The sequence below is a fragment of the Rhizobium aouanii genome (assembly GCF_037002925.1).
Taxonomy (GTDB): Bacteria; Pseudomonadota; Alphaproteobacteria; order Rhizobiales; family Rhizobiaceae; genus Rhizobium; species Rhizobium aouanii.
The window spans coordinates 195,354-213,505 of the sequence record NZ_JBAMYD010000009.1 but is presented as its reverse complement, the minus strand read 5'-3'; the positions used below and the strand labels follow the sequence as shown (position 1 = coordinate 213,505).

Sequence of the window (18,152 nt, the reverse complement as noted above, 5' to 3'; positions counted from 1 at the left end):
ATCCCAAAGGAGGCCAGGATGGACCAGCTCAGCAAAACGAACGCGCCCGCACTTGAAAATTTCTGGATGCCGTTCACCGCGAACCGGCAATTCAAGGCCACGCCGCGCCTTTTGGCAGCCGCGGAGGGAATGTACTACACCGACGTCGATGGAAATCAGGTGCTTGATGGCACGGCCGGGCTCTGGTGCTGCAATGCCGGCCACGGACGCAAGAAGATCGCCCATGCCGTCGAGCGGCAGCTTGCGACCCTCGACTATGCCCCGACCTTCCAGATGGGCCATCCGATCGCCTTCGACTTTGCTGCAAAACTGGCTGCCAACGCGCCGGGCGGCTCTGACGCCAAGCTCGACAGGATCTTCTTCACGGGTTCGGGTTCGGAATCGGTCGATACGGCGCTCAAGATCGCCATCGCCTATCAGCGGGCGATCGGCCAAGGCACCCGCACGCGGATCATCGGGCGCGAGAAGGGATATCATGGCGTCGGGTTCGGCGGCATTTCCGTCGGCGGTCTCGTCAACAACAGGCGGGTCTTCCCGCAAATACCGGCCGACCACATGCGCCACACGCTCGACGTCGAGCGAAATGCGTTTTCGAAGGGCCTTCCCCTACACGGCGTCGAACTGGCGGACGATCTCGAGCGCCTGGTGCAGTTGCACGGCGCCGAAACCATCGCGGCTGTGATCGTCGAGCCGATGTCGGGATCGGCGGGCGTGGTCCTGCCTGCGAAGGGCTATCTGGAGAAACTACGCGCGACCGCCGACAAGCACGGCATCCTGCTGATCTTCGACGAGGTCATCACCGGCTTCGGGCGTCTCGGCACTCCTTTTGCGACCGACTATTTCGGCGTCGTGCCCGACCTGATCACAACGGCAAAAGGCATCACCAACGGCACGATCCCGATGGGCGCGGTCTTTGCGAGCCGCAAGGTCTATGACGGCCTGATGGTCGGACCTGATAACGCGATCGAACTCTTCCATGGCTACACCTATTCCGGCCATCCGGTCGCCTGCGCCGCCGGGCTCGCTACTCTGGAGATCTACGAGGAGGAAGGCCTGCTGACGCGCGCAGCCGATTTGGCCGAGTACTGGCAGGAGGCCCTTCATTCCCTGAAAGGCCTGCCTCATGTCGTCGACATCCGCAATCTCGGACTGGTCGGCGCAGTCGAACTGGCTTCTCGTGACGGGGCGCCTGGAACCCGCGCCTACGACACCTTCGTCGACTGCTTCGAAAAGGGCCTGTTGATCCGGGTGACCGGCGACATTATCGCCCTCTCCCCGCCGCTTATTATCGAGAAAACCCAGATCGACACGATCGTTTCGATCATCGGCGATGCCTTGAAGCGCGCAGCATAGATCCGCATCCGACGTGGTGTTCCCGTCGGCGATCGGACGTCTGGTCCATCGTCGACGGAACCATCCGGCACGCCGAGATAGAGCTCAGCGCTTCAAGGTCTGTGACGGCAATTGGCCGAAACGCTTCCTGTATTCGGCAGCAAATCGCCCCAGATGCGTAAACCCCCATCGCAGCGCGACGTCGGTGATGCCTTGCTTCTCGTCGGATTCGAGCAAATCGCGATGGGCGGCAGCCATCCGAAGTTCCTGCAGGTAGGACATTGGGGTCGTATTCCTGAACTGGCGGAAACCCTGTTGCAAAGTCCGAACGCTGACTTTGGCTGCCATCGCAATGTCGTTGAGCGAAATCGGCTCGGCGATGTGTTCCTGCATGAAGTCGATAGCCCATTTCACATGGCGCGGGGCCGGCGCCGGAGCAGGGAGCGCAAGCTCGTTCGAATAGCGATTGGGGCAGGTCTCCAGAAGCAGATAGATCGCCGCGTCGCAGAGCAAGCTGGCGGCCAACGGCGACCGCTGCAGCGGTCCGTTGCCGCTGAGGCCGCGATGGAGGCTCGAGACAAGTTGCTGGAATACAAGCCCGGGACCGCTCGTCAGATCGATGTGAGGATGAAAATCGACGTCGCCGCTGATCGTTCTCTCGAACATATGCGTCAGGTGGCTAATGATCTTCGCCTGATCGACGAACAGGCCGAAATGACGGCGCGGCCCAAACAGGCGCGCACCCGCGGCACGACCTGCCTCAAGGATCGTGCCACGGGCGGGAACGGAATATATTTGCTCCCGCATGCCTTCGAAGGAGGCGTTCCCTGCCATCGGCAGAAAAACAATCATCCTGTCGCTGGGCGCCTCCCGCCTGATCAGGATTGTGCCTTCGTAGGTACAGTCGGCTACGGTTACCTCTTCTCCCACGGAGACGAAATTGCAGTGGTATGCAATCGGCATATTGCCTTCGGCCGCAACCTTGATCGGGGAGTTTGGCGTCGACAATATTTCCGAGAGCTCGTCCGGGTCTGTTCCGCTGTGTGCCGTCTCCCGAAACGACATGCCCTGCTCCGCCAGCTGTCGGGTGAGGCCGCCGTTGTTCCGGATATGAGAATTGGCCGACATTGGTGACCTCAAAAGACGATGTACAACAAGTGATAGTGGATTTACGCAATCATGCTCATCTTGTTTGCGTAACCAGGGCGGCTTCAGCCGTAGCGGCTGATTGCGAGATCCTTCGCGTCGATCTCCGACTGGCCGCCGCTGACGAGATCGGCGATGAGCCGCGCCGAACCGGTGCTCATGGTCCAGCCGAGTGTGCCGTGACCGGTATTGAGAAAGAGGCCGGCAACATCAGTCCCGCCGATGACCGGCGTGCCATCGGGCGTCATCGGACGCAGGCCGGACCAGAAGGAGGCCTTCGAAATATCGCCGCCGGGGAAAAGATCGGTGACCGAGTATTCCAGAGTGCTCCGGCGGGCCAGGCCCAGATCATTGGTATAGCCTGATATTTCAGCCATGCCGCCGACCCTGATGCGATCGCCGAGCCGGGTGATCGCAATCTTGTAGGTCTCATCCATGACGGTCGATTCCGGCGCGCGTGACGCATCGGCGATCGGGATGGTGAGCGAATAGCCCTTGACGGGATAGACCGGCAGCCTGATGCCGAGCGGCTTGAGCAGCAGCGGCGAATAGCTGCCGAGCGCGACCACCACCGCCTCGGCACTCATCCGGTCACGATCGGTGATGACCCCACGCACCCGGCCGGCCTCGACATCCAGCGCCTTGATCGTCGTCCCGTAAGCGAAACGGACGCCGAGCGTCTCGGCTTTGGCCGCCAGCGCATTGGTGAACTTGAAGCAATCGCCGGTTTCGTCCTTCGGCGTCAGCAGACCGCCGACGATCTTGTCGCGCACATGCTTCAGCGCCGGTTCGAAGCGGATGCAGCCGTCCCGGTCCAGCACCTCATAGGGAATGCCGTCGGCAGCCAGCGCCTTGACATCCTTAGCCGAGGCCTCGAGCTGCTGCTGCGTGCGGAACAGCTGCAGGGTCCCCTGCATGCGTTCGTCATAGGCAATGCCGGTCTCGGCGCGAAGGTCGGCCAGCGCGATGCGGCTGTAATCGGCAAGGCGCAGCATGCGGCTCTTGTTGATCGCGTAACGCTCGGAGGTGCAGTTCGACAGCATCCTCGCCATCCAGGAGAGCATGGCCATGTCGAGTTTCGGGCGCAGGATGAGCGGCGCGTGCTTCATGAACAGCCACTTCATTGCCTTCATGGGAATGCCGGGCGCTGCCCATGGCGAGCAATAGCCGAAGGAGACTTCGCCGGCATTGGCAAAGCTCGTCTCCAGCGCCGGACCCGGCTGCCGGTCGACGACCGTGACCTCATGGCCGGCCTTGGCGAGCTGATAAGCGGATGTGACGCCGACGATGCCGGCTCCTAGAACGATGACTTTCATGATGTTCCCAATGATGGAGCCGCCGGCTCTTAGCGATATTGCCTGTCGTAACGATCGCCCAGGCGGGTTAGGATTTCGTAAGAAATGGTGCCGGCGTCGCGGGCGATGTCTTCGAGCGTCTGATGGCGGCCAAGCAATTCGACGAGACTACCCAAGGTCAGCGCGCCTTCGGGCAGTGCTGATATGTCGACGGTCGCACTGTCCATCGACACGCGGCCGACAATCGGCAGGCGGATGCCCTTGAAATAGACGGCGCCGCGGTCACTCAGGCTCCGCGGCAGGCCGTCGGCATAGCCGGCGGCAATGGTGGCGAGACGCGTTTCCCGTTGCGTCACATGCGCGCCGCCATAGCCGATCTTCGCACCCGCCGGCACGGTGCGCGCCTGCACGACGGCGACATTGAGGCTGACGACCGACTCCATCGGGTTCTTCTCGCCGGCGTTCGGAGCGCCGCCATAGAGCGCGATGCCGGGGCGGGCGAGCACGCCGTGATAGGCGTCGCCCAGGAAAACGCCGCCGGAATTGGCGAAGGAAATATCGAAGCCGGGAAATTCGTCGGCGATGCGGGACATCTCGGCAAACTGCTCGCCGTTCTGCTCGCTGTCCATGTCATCGGCCGAAGCCAGATGGCTCATGATGAACAGGATTTCGACATTGCTGCCGTCGCGAAGAGCCGCCGCCAGCTCTGCTCGCTCTTCCCTGGGAAAGCCGAGCCGCGACATGCCGGTGTCAAATTGCAGGACGGCGGGCAGGCAGCGCTTCAGAATGCGCGCCGCAGCCGACCATTGCCGCCACTGCGCCAGCGAATTGAGAACCGGGACGATGCCCATCTCGGCGCAGGCGATCTCGTTACCCGGCTGCAAGCCGTTTAACACGAAAATCTGGGCATCGTGCGCAAGTGCCGGCCGGAGCCTCAAGGCCTCGACAAACTGGGCGACGAAGAAATGCCTGCAACCTTCACTGTAAAGCGTTCTCGCCACCCGGTCAGCGCCAAGGCCATAGGCGTCGGCCTTGACGACGGCCCCCGCGCGGACCGGTGCCAGCATCGATACGAGCTTACGATAGTTACGTCCAAGGGCAGCAAGATCGATCGTCAGGTAGCCCGTGGCTCCCTGCATCGTCGTGGCAGTGCTTGTGCGGGAAACCAAAATATCGCTATCCATGTCCACCCCTTTTCGACCTCAGGGAGTTTATGAAATAACGAGCGAAATTGCCTATCATTTAGTGGTTGATTATTGCTTGAATTGCTTATTAGCCGCATAATCAACGAAAATTTGGAACGATCTCTCATGCCCGCTCTCGACGCGATCGATCGCAATATCCTGAGACTGCTGCGCCTTGATGCCCGCATGAGCAATGCCAAGCTCGCCGCCGAGATCGGTCTCTCGCCATCAGCCTGCCTCAGGCGCATCAAGATCATGGAAAAATCAGGCGTGATCCGCGGCTATACGGTGCTGGTGGACACCGGCAATGCGGATGAAATGATCGCCGTGATCATCAACATTACTCTCGAACGACAAACGGAGGACTATCTCGATCGGCTCGAGGCGGCGGTCCGCCGGCATCCCGAGATTCGGGAATGTTTTCTGATGACGGGCGGTTCGGACTACCTGCTGCGCGTGGAGGTCGCAAATGCCGGCGAGTTCGAGCGGATCCACAAGGAGATCCTGTCGGCCTTGCCCGGCGTCCTCAGGATTCATTCCAGCTTCTCGATCCGCAATGTTCTGGCGACGCGCACGAGGGGCAGGCGCTGAACCGCGATCACCAAGCCTATATCAATTCGAGTGCCGTGGCCTTGGCGACCGCTTCGCTCGTCGTGGCGACGGTCAGCTTCCGGCGTGCCGAGGCGAGATAGAGCTGCACCGCGCTTACCGAAATGCACAGGCGGGCGCAGATCTGCTTTGCCAGAAGGCCGCTGGCCGTCATCTCAAGACATTGCAGCTCGCGGCGGGACAGTTGCGGAAAATCCGCAATTTTTCTCATCCCCGACAGAACCATCGCCCTGTCGTGGAGATGGTGGGCGAGAAACTGGAGGTCGCGCATACTGTCCATGCGAAATTGTCGCCAGTAGGCGTCGGGATGGTTGGAGGTCACCGTAAACAGCGATCGCTCCCCGTGAGGTCCCCGCACCGGCAGGGTAACGCCTTGCCGGCCGACACCGAAGGCCATCGCCTCCTTGAAGAAGCCATAGGCCTGGCCTGAATCCCATTTAGACGCAGACCATTCCACGGGCAGGAAGCCGCGCAGGCCGAGGCGCACGACGGGATCGATGCTGAAGTAATCCCGGTCAAGATATTGCTTTACCCACTCGGGCGGGTAGGTCAGCATCAGCAATGGATTGCTGGCCGTCGCCCCCGAGGAGCGTGTTACATGCAAAACCATGTGCGATATCGCATAGATGTGGCGGACTTCGTCCAGCGTCGTTTCGAGATCCCGCAATGTCGGCGATGCGGAGATTCGGTCCAAACTGTAGAAAAAACGAGAACTGCTCAGCATGAGATGGACTCGTGGTTGCGTGTTTTTGTGACTGCTCGCGATGGTAACATTTCGCGATTGCCGAGAACAGCACATTTTATGGCAACTATGGCGCGAAGTGAAGAACAGGTTAAAGAGCTGGCGAGACCTATCCCACTGCTGGGCGTGGCACAGCGACTGCACTTACTGCATGCCGCCATCGACAAGGGCTCTGGCGGGATAGGGAGAGGCTTGCTCCAGCAGTCGGGACAGGTTGGCCCGAAGTGTTCGACAATTGTCCGCGGTCACATCCCATAGGCCAACATACAGCTTGCCGATCTCAGGCCGGGATCGAGCAAGCGGCGTCGGCCTCCAACCGATCCTGCGGTACACCCCGACCATCGCGACATCATAGACGCCGACGATGCTTTCGATACCGGTGTCGAGCGCAAGATCACAAAGCCCCGAGAGCAGCTCCGTGGCGACTGTGCGCGATTGGTCTATGTGTCCGGCAAGCGGATGAAGGCAAAAGCGGGTACATTCCCAGGTCGTCGGGCTATCGACGTCGATAGGCTGATCGAAGAAATGCCGGAACTCGCTTTTGAGCATCGTCGCTCCTGTGGTCGGCAGCAGGCGCAGCGAACCCGTTAGCGTGCCGGAAGGTCGTTGCGTGACGAGATATACGGGATCTTCAGCCTCGTCGTATCGGTCCCTTTCCCACTGGTCCCGGACATCGACCTGCCATCCCAGCCGATCGCGAAAAACGGCGGCGCGAGCCCGAAACATTTCGTCGAAAGCACGTCGATCGGTGTCGAGCATGTCTTTGGTGAGTATCCGCAACATATCCGTCCCTCCTGATGTGCTGACGTTTCACAACAAGAGGTCGACCGGGAGCAATCTGGATATTTCACCAGGTTGACCGGTGCTTGGCTTTGCCTTCCCATTTCATAAGAAATTTCTGATGTTCGTCGATCGAAAGCTCTTGGTAATTGCCAATTTTAACGCAACCAACGGGAGGATTCTTGATGACCCACGACATGGCACGCGGCAAACGTATTCGAGAGGCGATATCCCGCGGCAAGTTCCGGAAAGTTCACGCCCTGGCGGCCGAACTAGACGTGTCCGTCGCCGCCGTCTCACGCTGGCAGAATGGCGGTCATACCTCGCTGGAAAGCGCCTGCGCGCTCGCCGACCTGCTGGATGTCTCCCTCGACTGGCTGCTGCTCGGGCGAGGCACCATGGACTGGCATAGGAACAGCGCGATCTCCGCCACGGAATTGCAAATGGTTCTGGCGTTGCGCAACCGGTCTGCGGCAACACGGTCCAATCTCGTTGGGCTGGTCGAATCCATCCCTCCGGAGCACCCGTAACGCCAAGCGCAATTCTGCGAGATTTTTTGACCTGAGATCAACAGCTTCAGGTTGATAAAAATCAGACCGTCGACGATCTTTCTAGTTAAAGCTTCAACGGCGACACAACAGGGCGGCCCGCCCGCCCTGCCCTCGCCGCCGCAGAGAACTTGTTTTCACTCTCAACGCAGAAGGGTCGTTGGCGTCGGCTTTTGACGTGAAACTATAAATACGCCGCCCGGAAGCTATCGAAAAAACGCATCGCCACCCATTCGGCCGCAATATTTTTCCCATCCGGGTCCGGAATATTTTCTTGATCTGGGTCCGGCAAGTCTCAACCGATTTTGGAGTCAGTCAATGACAGTTGCGCTTTGGAGTCAGTCAATAACAGGTGCGAACCCGGCCCATATCGGTGCCAATGCGCCTACAGTCAAACCGAGGCCTGCCTTCGCGCAGACCGATCTGGTCGCATTGTCGCGCTATTTTTCTCTTCTGATGATGCGCAACATCACAAGCGATGGCTATGTCATCGAGGATCCCACATCGCCCGGCGTCTTCTCTGCCCCCGGCTGCGTCATCGCCGCACCCTCCTATCCAGCGAACACGCCTGGGGTCGACCAAGACTATGTTTTCAACTGGGTCCGCGACGGGGCGATTACGGCCATCGAGATCGCGCTTGCCGGCTTGCTGCCCGTTCCGGGCGGAGTTTTGCCGAGCCTGGTCGACTACGTGAACTTCGCCGCGCTCTGCCAGGCGAATGCGAAGAATTCCGACACCGTCACACTTGGCCACGCCTGCTTCACCATCACCGGCGAGGTTCGTCCGTGGTCGGAGCAGAATGACGGGCCGGCCATTCAGTCGATTGCGATCCTGACCTTGTTCGATCAGCTGGACGGCGCCACGCAGACGATCGCCAAACAACTGGTCCAGGCCAACCTCGCTTATCTTCTCGAAGTTTACCAGAACAAGACCACAAATCTCTGGGAGGAATATGAGGGCTATTCGTTTTTCGCAAGAGCCGTACAGCTGCGCTTTTTCCGGGAAATTTCCACAAACACGATCGGTATTGCGGTGCCTGCCGGGGTGGCCGACGCCATCTCCTGGCTGGAAAGCCAACTGGCAACCCACTGGAACGGGCAGCTCTATGTGAGCATTCTGAATGCCGCGGAGCAAGCCGGTTACGACGCGAATATCGATATCGTCTCTTCGGTCTGCTATGGCGGGATCGAGCCAACCGATACCAAGCTTCTGGCAACGGCGGCCATCCTGCGGCGCCAGTGGGCCGATCCTTCGTCTTCGAACTATTACCCGGTCAATGGCGCCGACGCGGCCAACGGGCTCGGACCACTCTTGGGGCGCTATCCAGGCGACCATTACGATGGCGATGTGGCGGCGCCGGTTGCCGGCGGGCATCCCTGGGCTCTGTGCGCCGCCAACTTCGCCGAGTTTCAATATCGGCTTGCCAATGCCATCGATTCCAGCGGCGCTATCCCCCTCGATCAGTTCTCCGAACCCTTCTTCGCGGAACTGGGACTTGGCGCATCCAGCAGCGCCGCCGACGCGTCGGCTGCCTTGCGGGCTTCGTCTGACGCCATGCTGCGCGCCATCGTCTATCACAGCGATCACTATGAGCTGAGCGAACAGTTCGATGGAACCGTTGGCTACGAGAAAAGCGTCCGGAATCTGACCTGGAGCTACGCCTCCTTTCTCTCGGCAGTCAGAGCCCGCGCCGCCACCCCGGCCGCCAAGTCCAAACCCCGAAACTCTCGCGGCCCGAAATCATGACGATTGAAGGCCGCAGGGCCTGAAATCTCGATCGAGTCCAGAACGGCATGGTTCGCAAAGCTGATGCAGCTTTCCGGGATTAATGGAGGACCAAAGTGCTTTTTCCCCTCGAATCGGCGATAAGAGCCGATGCCAAGACCGTCGCAGAGTCTGGCGACTACGATATCGTGATCGTCGGCAGCGGCATTTCCGGAGCAATCATTGCCAAGCAGGCTGCGGAAGCGGGCAAACGTGTCCTTATCCTTGAAGCCGGAACCGGTTCCAATGTCACTCTGGCAGGCTATGACAATCTGCTGACGACTTTCTATTCGGCAGCCTCCAAGGACAACCAGTCGCCCTTTCCGCTGAATGCGAACGCGGCCATACCCCGCAGCCCGCAGCTTCGCAAGCTGCAGGCGGGGGAAACCGATAGCTCGAACTATATCGTTCAATCCGGCCCTTATGTCAGTGATACGGTATATACCCGTATTTTCGGCGGAACGACCATGCACTGGGAGGCGAAAACGCCCCGCCTGCTTCGCTCCGATTTCAAGACGCGCACCATTTTCGGCCACGGGCTGGACTGGCCGCTGAGCTTTGAGGAAGTCGAGGAGGATTACCACCTGGCCGAGCGGGAAATCGGCGTATCGGCGAATGTCGAAGATCAGCAATATCTCGGGCAGACCTTCCCGGACGACTATGTCTTTCCCATGCGCGGCCTGCCGCTTTCCTATCTGGATCAGCAGGTCAACAAGGGCATCGAAGGCACCAGCGTCAAACTTTACGACAAGACCTATCCCCTGAAGGTCAGGCCCTATCCGCAGGGTCGCAATGGCATACCCAACCCGGCCTATGACGAAGGGAAGGGCTACCGTCCAATCGGCGCCGTTGATACGCATCAGGTCGAAGAGGGCGGCCGGTGCCAAGGCAACACCAACTGCGTACCGCTCTGTCCCGTGCAAGCGCGCTACCACTCCGGCAAAACGCTTGCCAAGGCGTTCGCGGCAAACGGGAATGGCGGCGAGCGGCTTGTCGAACTGCTGCCGCAGGCGGTCGCATCGAAGGTCAACATCGATCCGGATAGCGGGAAAGTCCGCTCTCTCGAGGTCAAGATTTACAAGGACCCGGCCTCACCGGCTCACGAGACCATCACCGTCAAGGGCAAGGTTTTCGTGCTAGCGGCAGGCGCCATCGAAACCGCGCGTCTTATGCTGGCCTCCGGCCTGCGCAGCACCAGCGGTCTTGTCGGACGCAATCTGATGGACCACGCCTACCTGCTGAACTGGGCGCTGATGCCTGAGATCTGCGGCACGATGCGCGGAACCAGCTCGACGGGCGGTATCGTCGACCTGCGGGACGGCCCTTTCCGGGAAAAGCAGGCCGCCTTCGCCATCGATATCCATAACGACGGCTGGGGTTGGGCCACGGGTGCGCCGACCTCCGACCTTCTGGAACTGGTGGATAATCGCAACCTCTACGGCGCGGATCTTCGGCGCGGCATGGTCGACCAGGTCTCGCGGCAGTTACTGCTGGCGTTCATGATCGAGGTCATGCCCGTCGAAAGCAACCGCATCTCGGTGGATCCGCAATATACCGATGCTCTGGGCAACATGCGGCCCATCCTGTCCTTCACGGTTCCGGAATATACCATGAAGGGTGCCGCCTATGGCCGCCAGTTTGCGCGCACCGTCTTTACCCGCCTAGGCGCGCAGGACCATACCCATTACGACCCCAGCGATTTCGGCTATGTGGCCTATGAGGGACAAGGCTATGCGATCCGCGGCGGCAATCATCTGGCCGGCACCCATATCATGGGAACGACGAAGACCAATTCCGTCGTGGACAAGAACCAGCGCAGCTGGGACCACGAAAACCTCTATCTCGTGGGCGGCGGCAGCATGCCGACAATCGGCACGGCCAATGTCACCTTGACGCTGGCCGCCATGTGCTTCCGAAGCGGTCGCGACATTCTGAAGTCTCTGCATTGAACGAAGACCGGCATCCGCTGCGCGGAACCGATGCGACACGAAGCCGGCCTGTGCACCCAACTTATCTTTCATGGAGCTTGAGCATGTATTCCTCCAGTATTAAGACGCTCGATGAGCTGAAAGAGTTTCTCTACCGGGCGATGCAGCTCGAACATGCGACGATTCCGCCGTATCTGACGGCGCTTTACTCGATCAAGCCCGGCGTCAACCAGGATGCGACCCAGGTTCTGCGCGTGATCGTCGTGGAAGAAATGCTGCATCTGACGATCGCGGCCAATATTCTCAATGCCATCGGAGGCCAGCCGGATCTTGTCAGGCCGGACTTCGTAGCCCGCTATCCGGCCGCCCTGCCGGACGGTGAGACCGATTTCAAGGTGGGCATCCAGGCATTCGGCCGTGAGGCGCTGGCGACTTTCCTGAAAATCGAGCGGCCGGCCCAGCGTCCCAAACATCTCGTCGGCAAGGGCCTGATGTACCGCAAAACTCCCGCCGACATCACCGCGCTTGCCAGCCATCCGAGCCATGAGGACCTGCATTTCTACAGTATCGGCGAGTTCTACTCGGCCATTGCGGAAGGCATCAAATATCTGGAAGCTGAAGCGCATGGGGCGGGCACAACTCTCTTTACCGGCGACAGGTCGCGCCAGATCACCTCGGAATATTATTACTCCGGCGGCGGCGAGCTGTTTCCCGTGACCGATCTGAAAAGCGCCTTGGAAGCCATCGAGCTCATCATCGAACAGGGCGAGGGCGACGGCGGCGGCATCTACGACGACAACGACCACGAACTGGCCCATTACTATCGTTTCGAGGAGCTGGTCAAAGGCCGCTACTACCAGAAGGGCGACCAGCCCGGCCAGCCCACGGGTCCGCACTTACAGGTCGATTGGGAGGGGGCCTATCCCATAAAAGAGAACCTGAAAGTAAAAGATATACTCGAAGGTTCGGAACTGCGTGAGGCGGCGATCGCCTTCAACACGCGCTATGGGGAATTTCTCCAGCTTTTGACGCGTGCCTATAACGGCCAGCCCAGCCTGCTGCTGGAAGCCGTTCCGATGATGTTCGAATTCCGCAACATGATCCTCGAACTCATCCGCAATCCCCTGCCGAAGCATCCCGGTAAGAACGGCAGCCCCACCTATGAGATCCCCGGCCGTACGACACAGCCAGCCGTCACCCGGCAAAAGGAGGTGAACGCATGAGCAGCCGTTTCGAACCATTTCTGGGTCTCTCCGTTGAATTGACGGCCTTCTCCTACTTCGATCTTCTGGGAACCGGCCTGGCGGAACGCTATCTCGCCACGCTCGACAAGGTGGTCGGGAGCGAGATCACCGACACATTGCTGGCCGCTTTCACCACCCTGCCGCCGCCGGAAGGTGAGGCCCGTATCCAGGCCGTGCGCACGACCATTCTCGGCAATGAATTGCTGGGAGACGTGGCCCGCGCACTGATCAAGCTCTGGTATTCCGGCACCTGGTTCGAGTTGTCCACCGCCTGGACGGAGCGCTTTGGCCCCAGGCCTGCGAATATCACCTTCGTCGTATCTCCCGATGCCTATGTCGAGGGTCTGCTCTGGAAGGCGATCGGAGCCCACCCTGCAGGCGCCAAGGGGCCTGGTTTCGGCTCCTGGGCCTCTCCGCCGAAAATTCCGGCTTTTTCCGGCTCTCGATTCCAAAACCAGACCTGACGCCGCTTCCGCTTGTCTTCAAAGAACTGGATCATTGCCATGACGACACATCTGCATCGACTGACGCCCGACAAGGTCTGGCTCGGTGTCATCCCCACGCTCTGGTGGAATGACGATTTCATCAACATCGACATCGGCATCCCCTACGAGCAGGCTCTGAGTGAAATGGCGCTCGCCGGTTATGTCGGATGCGGCGTCGGGCATAAGTATCCGACAGACCCGAAAATATTGCGGCCTGTCCTCGAACTCAGGGGATTGCGGATTTCCGAGCCTTGGGTGAGCACCTACTTCACCATCAAGGCGATGAATCGTCATACGCTTGAAGACGTCGATGCTCAACTCGACTTCCTCGAAGCCATGGAAGGCGGCAGCGACGATCCGCGCAGGGCGGATCTTGTCGTCGCCGAGTTTGGCGGGGCGGTCAATCCGCTTCCAGTCGCTCTGTTTCCGAATTGCCCCGAATTCTCCGAGGACCAGTGGAAACAGCTGATCGAGGGCCTGCACGCAGCCGGAGAGAAAGCCAGGGCCCGCAACCGCCGGCTCTGCTATCACCCGCATCTCGGAACCGGGGTGATGAAGACGGAGGCGATCCACCGGCTCATGGACGAGACGGATCCTCGCCTGGTCAACATGCTTCTCGATACCGCGCACCAGGCGGCTGCCGGCGTCGATCCGCTGGCGCTGGCCAGAAAATACGCCCACCGCATTAAGCATGTTCATCTGAAAGACATTCGCGCCGAGGTGGTTACGAAGATTCACACTGGAGAATTGTCCTTCCAGCAAGGGATCGAGGCGGGGATCTTCACCGTGCCGGGCGACGGCTCCATAGAGACCTTTCCGGAAATCCTCGATGCGTTGGCCGAGGCGGATTTCGCCGGCTGGATCTGCATCGAGGCGGAGCAGGACCCGGCCAAGGCCAATCCGCTGCAATACGCGAAAATGGGCCGCGAATATCTGCGCAAGCTGCTTGGATGGTAGCCCGGTGCGGACCATTTGTTTCAGCCCGATGGCGATGTGAAGGAGGCGGGGACGAATCTCGCCTCATCACAATGCCGGGCGAGACATCACCCTGAACCACGCATTACTGGATAGCGACAGCTGGAGCGATGAAGATGGAAGAGGCACGCAGGCGAGATATATATTTCAGCTTCTTTATGTTTACAGCCGACTTGAGGCCGAATGACGCGGGCTATACCCAGGTTCTCGTCAGACATCTGAAAGCTCTGACCGAGATTGGCTACACCGGCTTCGATGTGCATATCGCCCCAGGACCGGCCCATGTCGGTCATCATGCTGAGGTCGAAAGCTACATCAGCCTCAGACGAGCCTTCGATCAGGCCGGCTTCCGGGATGTGAAGTTCACAACCAATGTGGGGACCACACGAACCTTCGATCCGACCTCGCCCTACGAGGAACAGCGCAAGCAGGCTCTGTCCTATCTCAAATCCCGCGTCGACATCACCTCGGTGCTGGGCGGGGAGAATACGATCATGTCAGGGCCGTTCCTCTACCCCTATGGCATCTTTCCGCTGACGGATGACGGTGAAGGGATATGGAGCGACGCGCTTCAGGATTGGATGAAGCCGCGATACGCAGCGGCGGCCTCCATCTTCCGAGAATTGGCGCAATATTCCGCCGAGAAGCGGGTGAAGCTCGCCATCGAACCCGTCAAGAATTGGGAAACGCCCGGGCCGACAATGGTCTCGGAAGCGCTGAATTTTCTCGAAAGCGCCGACATTCCGGTCTGTGGCGTCACGATCGATACAGCCCAGGTCGTGATGGAAAGCCAGGGGCCGGCAATCTTCAGGAAAAATGTCGCCCGGGCCGCACAGCAAAGCCGGCTGAATTACGTTCATATCTCAGCGCCGGACCGGGGCGCTGTTAGAGATAGCTGGATTCCCTGGGAGATTATGCTGGACGAAATCGAGCCGGTCTATTCCGGCCCTTATCTCGTCGAAGTCTTCAACGCGATTCCCCCCTTCGAGAGCTCGATGCGAATGACGCGCCGACGCTTCTGGCGGCCCGGCGAGGACGCGCCGGAGGCGGGCGTCGACAGCGCCTACGACGTTGCGCGCGCAGCCCTGAGGACATTGGAGGAAAAGATCGCGTCCCACGGCCGTCGATCTCATCCGTGATGGCGCTCCGGCGCGCATGTTGGAAACAGCCCGGGAATGCTGGGAACCATCTCCGCCATCCCCAGGTGAACGTCAAACCTCAGCAAACGACCTTCAAACAGGGAGATACCGATGGTGACGCAATTGCCGGAGCCCATTAAAATCGTCAGGCGAGCAGGCGATGTCCGTATTCATACTTTCATTTCAGCTTTCACGGGTGACAATATCGCCAATGCAACGCACATCATCGAAAGCAGGAACAAGCTTGTTCTTGTCGATGGGCAATTCCTCGTTCCCTATGCGCTGCAATTCAGGGCGTATGCCGACAGTATCGGCAAGGAGATCGACCGGATTTACCTGTCGCACAGGCACCCCGACCATTGGTTCGGCCTGGGAGCCGCATTCAGCGACATTCCGATTCATGCATTGTCGGAAACGAAGGAGTTCCTGAGGCAGCATGGGCAGGATTCCCTGAATGACCATTGGAAACTTGGCAACCTCGCTCCGACGAGCTTGGTAATTCCCGAAAAAACCGTCCGTGCCGGCCACGAGATCATCGACGGAGTCAAATACGTATTTGATGAAGTCGTTGATACGGAGATCGATTTTCTCCTCACCATAGGTCTTCCGGATGTGGGCGTTTTTATTGCGCAAGACCTGATCTACAGCGGAACGCACCTTTATCTGACGAAATACATGGAGCATTGGATCGGGATTTTGCAGGGCATGCTGCTGTCCGACTATGAGCTGTTCCTTCCCGGTCATGGCTTTCCGGCTGACAAAAACGAGGTTGCCAAAAATATAGAGTATTTGTCCGTCGCCATGGAGGCCGCCGGCAACGGACTCACCAATGATGCTTTCAAGCGCTTCCTGCTGGAAAGATTTCCCGAACGAAAATGCCCCGGAATATTCGACATATACATACCGCGCTTATTCGATAACGCGAGCGAGTTCTAATATTCGTCAATTCTCGTTAGCAGGGGAGCCGCTGGAACATGGGCGATACATACACGGTTGGACAATATCTGGTCGACAGACTCCGCGAACTAGGCCTGGGACACCTGTTTTCCGTAGCGGGCGATTATTCGATCGAATGGGTGAACAGCTATGTCGAGAAAAGCGATATTCAGGTCATCGAAGAGGTGAATGAACTGAATGCCGGTTATGCAGCCGACGGCTATGCGAGGCTGAAAGGAATTGGTGCGCTGTGCGTTACCTATTCCGCAGGCTCGCTTTGCGCAACAAATGCGATCGCCGGATCTTACGTCGAGAAAGTGCCGGTCGTTCTGATCAACGGTGCGCCGAGCATCCAGAAAACACTCACATTCGAACAAACCGGCTACAGTTCGCATCACTTCATCAGCGGACGGGAAACGGATCTTCAGGTGTTCGAATACATAACGGCCGCTGCGGTCCGCATCGACAGCCCTCATCTTGCGCCAATGCTCATAGATTACGCGCTGACACGGTGCATCACGGAAAGACGTCCTGTCTATATCGAGTTGCTGGAGGACATGGTCGACCTGCAATGCACGCGCCCGTCGAATGCATTAAAAGCGGCGCCTGACATATCCGACGAGGACAGTCTCAGTCAGTCGATCGCGCAAATCAGCGAAAGATTGCAGAATGTCACCAAACCCCTGATCTGGATCGGCGTCGAGATCGACCGGTTTGGCCTGCACGACCAGGCAGAGCGGCTCATTCGGGACCTCAAAATCCCCTACGTGACCGAGCTTTTGAGCAAGGCCATCCTGTCGGAAGACGATGTCCAATTTGCCGGGGTGTTTGACGGCAAATCATCGTCACCTTATGTCCAGTCTTTGGTCAAAGACTCCGACTTCGTATTGGCGCTGGGCGTCTGGTTGACTGATATCAATGATTTGGGTTGGCCTATTGATCTCGATAAAACCGCGTTCGCCTCCTGGGATACCGTGAAATACGGCACGATCTTCAACGCACAGGTTTCGCTGGCGGATCTCGTCAACGGCTTGATTGCCAAAAGGCTGACGTGCAAAGCCCAAAGTCTTCCGGCGAAAACGGCCCGGCAAGCGCCGGCCGTGAATGCGGCGGGCGAAATTACCTATCAGGGCTTCTACGATTTCATTCAGCAGCAGATCGACGGAAATACTATCGTTGGTGCTGATGCGAGTTTGAATTATTTCGGGAGCCTGCTTCTTGAAGTGGGTGCTCGCCGCGGTTTCATCGTACAATCATCCTATTCGGCTATCGGTTATATCGGCCCCGCCGCGACCGGGATTTCGCTGGCGAAGCAAGATAAACAGAGGCTACTGGTCTTCGCGGGAGATGGCGGGTTTCAGATGACCGCTCAATGCCTCTCGACACAAACCCGCTTCAATCTCAACCCGATCATCTTCGTGATGGACAACGGCATCTATGGCGTGGAGCAATGGCTTGCCGATGCATCGGTTTTCCATGGTACCAAGCCGTTTTACAATTCATGCATCCTGCACCGATGGAATTACAGCAAGTTGGCAGAGGTCTTTGGCTGCCAAGGCTGGAAAGTGGACACCTTTGGCGAACTGGAAGAAGCCATAAATGGCGCCAAAGAAAACCTGAATAGTCCGTCCATCATCCAGGTCGTCGTGCCTCAGCGGTCGATCCCTGATAATGCGAACTGGAAAGCAAACTAGAATGGCCGATGCCGCAGAAATTCTGGGGCTTCAGTCCTTGCTGGAGCGCTACCCAACACCGCAAGCATTAGCGCTGTCTGAGCACGGATTGCCCGAACTTGGCCTCCGACTCTCCGCTGAAATCGTCTAATGAGACCTCGTGCGGCAGGTCGATGATGAAGCCCGAATTCGCGCCCGCCGGCCCTCGCCGGCGCTGCCCACTTCAAGGACGGCGATCCGCGCGGCCCGGTCCAGGCGCGAGATGTGCCGGGCCGCGGAGAGGCCGGCGAAACCACCGCCGATGATCGCGACGTCGGCAATGACCGGTCCGGTCAACGCAGGCCGTGGCGTGCGCGGCCCGCCGAGCACAGG

The 18,152-nt window shown here is 59.0% G+C and carries 17 protein-coding genes and 1 pseudogene; 12 read left to right on the top strand and 6 right to left on the bottom strand.

Annotated elements, in window-relative coordinates; genetic code table 11:
• Positions 1-18 precede the first annotated feature (18 nt).
• Positions 19-1,353, top strand: coding sequence for an omega-aminotransferase AptA (gene aptA / locus V8P77_RS17730; protein WP_335913603.1), 1,335 nt, complete (start codon positions 19-21; stop codon positions 1,351-1,353).
• Positions 1,354-1,437: 84 nt separating this feature from the next.
• On the opposite strand, the gene V8P77_RS17725 is transcribed toward aptA, so the two are convergent.
• The 3 genes from V8P77_RS17725 to alr all read right to left on the bottom strand — a co-directional run bounded on the left by V8P77_RS17725 (position 1,438) and on the right by alr (position 4,957).
• Positions 1,438-2,460 (bottom strand): helix-turn-helix transcriptional regulator, encoded by a 1,023-nt coding sequence (locus V8P77_RS17725; RefSeq protein WP_335913602.1) that lies wholly within the window; start codon positions 2,458-2,460, stop codon positions 1,438-1,440.
• An 83-nt stretch (positions 2,461-2,543) separates the two neighbouring features.
• A complete protein-coding gene (locus V8P77_RS17720) occupies positions 2,544-3,794 on the bottom strand; it encodes a D-amino acid dehydrogenase (protein WP_335913601.1) in 1,251 nt (416 codons plus the stop codon).
• Between the two features lie 29 nt (positions 3,795-3,823).
• Entirely contained in the window at positions 3,824-4,957 is a 1,134-nt protein-coding gene (alr, locus tag V8P77_RS17715) for an alanine racemase (RefSeq protein WP_335913600.1), read from the bottom strand.
• A gap of 126 nt (positions 4,958-5,083) precedes the next feature.
• On the opposite strand from alr, the gene V8P77_RS17710 reads away from it, so the two are divergent.
• Positions 5,084-5,548 carry an Lrp/AsnC family transcriptional regulator gene (locus tag V8P77_RS17710; RefSeq protein ID WP_335913599.1) on the top strand — a complete coding sequence of 155 codons (465 nt, stop codon included), beginning with the start codon at positions 5,084-5,086 and terminating at the stop codon, positions 5,546-5,548.
• A gap of 16 nt (positions 5,549-5,564) precedes the next feature.
• On the opposite strand, the gene V8P77_RS17705 is transcribed toward V8P77_RS17710, so the two are convergent.
• Positions 5,565-6,290, bottom strand: a complete 726-nt coding sequence (locus V8P77_RS17705; RefSeq protein WP_335913598.1) for a helix-turn-helix transcriptional regulator — start codon at positions 6,288-6,290, stop codon at positions 5,565-5,567.
• A 162-nt stretch (positions 6,291-6,452) separates the two neighbouring features.
• Positions 6,453-7,091: an acyl-homoserine-lactone synthase gene (locus V8P77_RS17700; RefSeq protein WP_077980530.1), complete on the bottom strand. Its 639-nt coding sequence runs from the start codon at positions 7,089-7,091 to the stop codon at positions 6,453-6,455.
• Between the two features lie 182 nt (positions 7,092-7,273).
• Between V8P77_RS17700 and V8P77_RS17695 the strand changes: the two genes are divergently transcribed.
• The 10 genes from V8P77_RS17695 (at position 7,274) to V8P77_RS17650 (ending at position 17,931) form a co-directional block, all read left to right on the top strand.
• Positions 7,274-7,618 carry a helix-turn-helix domain-containing protein gene (locus tag V8P77_RS17695; protein ID WP_012490137.1) on the top strand — a complete coding sequence of 115 codons (345 nt, stop codon included), beginning with the start codon at positions 7,274-7,276 and terminating at the stop codon, positions 7,616-7,618.
• A gap of 336 nt (positions 7,619-7,954) precedes the next feature.
• Positions 7,955-9,382 (top strand): glycoside hydrolase family 15 protein, encoded by a 1,428-nt coding sequence (locus V8P77_RS17690; protein WP_335913597.1) that lies wholly within the window; start codon positions 7,955-7,957, stop codon positions 9,380-9,382.
• Positions 9,383-9,477: 95 nt separating this feature from the next.
• On the top strand, positions 9,478-11,349 hold the full coding sequence (locus tag V8P77_RS17685; protein ID WP_335913596.1) for a GMC oxidoreductase: 1,872 nt from the start codon (positions 9,478-9,480) through the stop codon (positions 11,347-11,349).
• Between the two features lie 83 nt (positions 11,350-11,432).
• Entirely contained in the window at positions 11,433-12,551 is a 1,119-nt protein-coding gene (locus tag V8P77_RS17680) for a ferritin-like domain-containing protein (RefSeq protein WP_335913595.1), read from the top strand.
• Positions 12,548-13,036, top strand: coding sequence for a hypothetical protein (locus V8P77_RS17675; protein WP_335913594.1), 489 nt, complete (start codon positions 12,548-12,550; stop codon positions 13,034-13,036). The genes V8P77_RS17680 and V8P77_RS17675 overlap by 4 nt, the downstream gene beginning before the upstream one ends.
• A gap of 39 nt (positions 13,037-13,075) precedes the next feature.
• The gene (iolE, locus tag V8P77_RS17670; protein ID WP_097607262.1) at positions 13,076-14,014 is read left to right on the top strand and encodes a myo-inosose-2 dehydratase; all 939 of its coding nucleotides are present in this window, start codon (positions 13,076-13,078) and stop codon (positions 14,012-14,014) included.
• 128 nt (positions 14,015-14,142) lie between these two features.
• Positions 14,143-15,171, top strand: coding sequence for a sugar phosphate isomerase/epimerase family protein (locus tag V8P77_RS17665; protein WP_335913593.1), 1,029 nt, complete (start codon positions 14,143-14,145; stop codon positions 15,169-15,171).
• 111 nt (positions 15,172-15,282) lie between these two features.
• A complete protein-coding gene (locus V8P77_RS17660; RefSeq protein ID WP_335913592.1) occupies positions 15,283-16,107 on the top strand; it encodes an MBL fold metallo-hydrolase in 825 nt (274 codons plus the stop codon).
• 38 nt (positions 16,108-16,145) lie between these two features.
• A complete protein-coding gene (locus V8P77_RS17655) occupies positions 16,146-17,801 on the top strand; it encodes an alpha-keto acid decarboxylase family protein (protein WP_335913591.1) in 1,656 nt (551 codons plus the stop codon).
• A gap of 1 nt (position 17,802) precedes the next feature.
• On the top strand, positions 17,803-17,931 hold the full coding sequence (locus tag V8P77_RS17650; protein WP_335913668.1) for a hypothetical protein: 129 nt from the start codon (positions 17,803-17,805) through the stop codon (positions 17,929-17,931).
• Here V8P77_RS17650 and V8P77_RS17645 read toward each other — a convergent pair.
• Positions 17,872-18,149, bottom strand: a pseudogene (locus tag V8P77_RS17645) (FAD-dependent oxidoreductase); the annotation flags it as partial. The gene V8P77_RS17650 and the pseudogene V8P77_RS17645 sit on opposite strands and share 60 nt — an antisense overlap.
• Positions 18,150-18,152 lie beyond the last annotated feature (3 nt).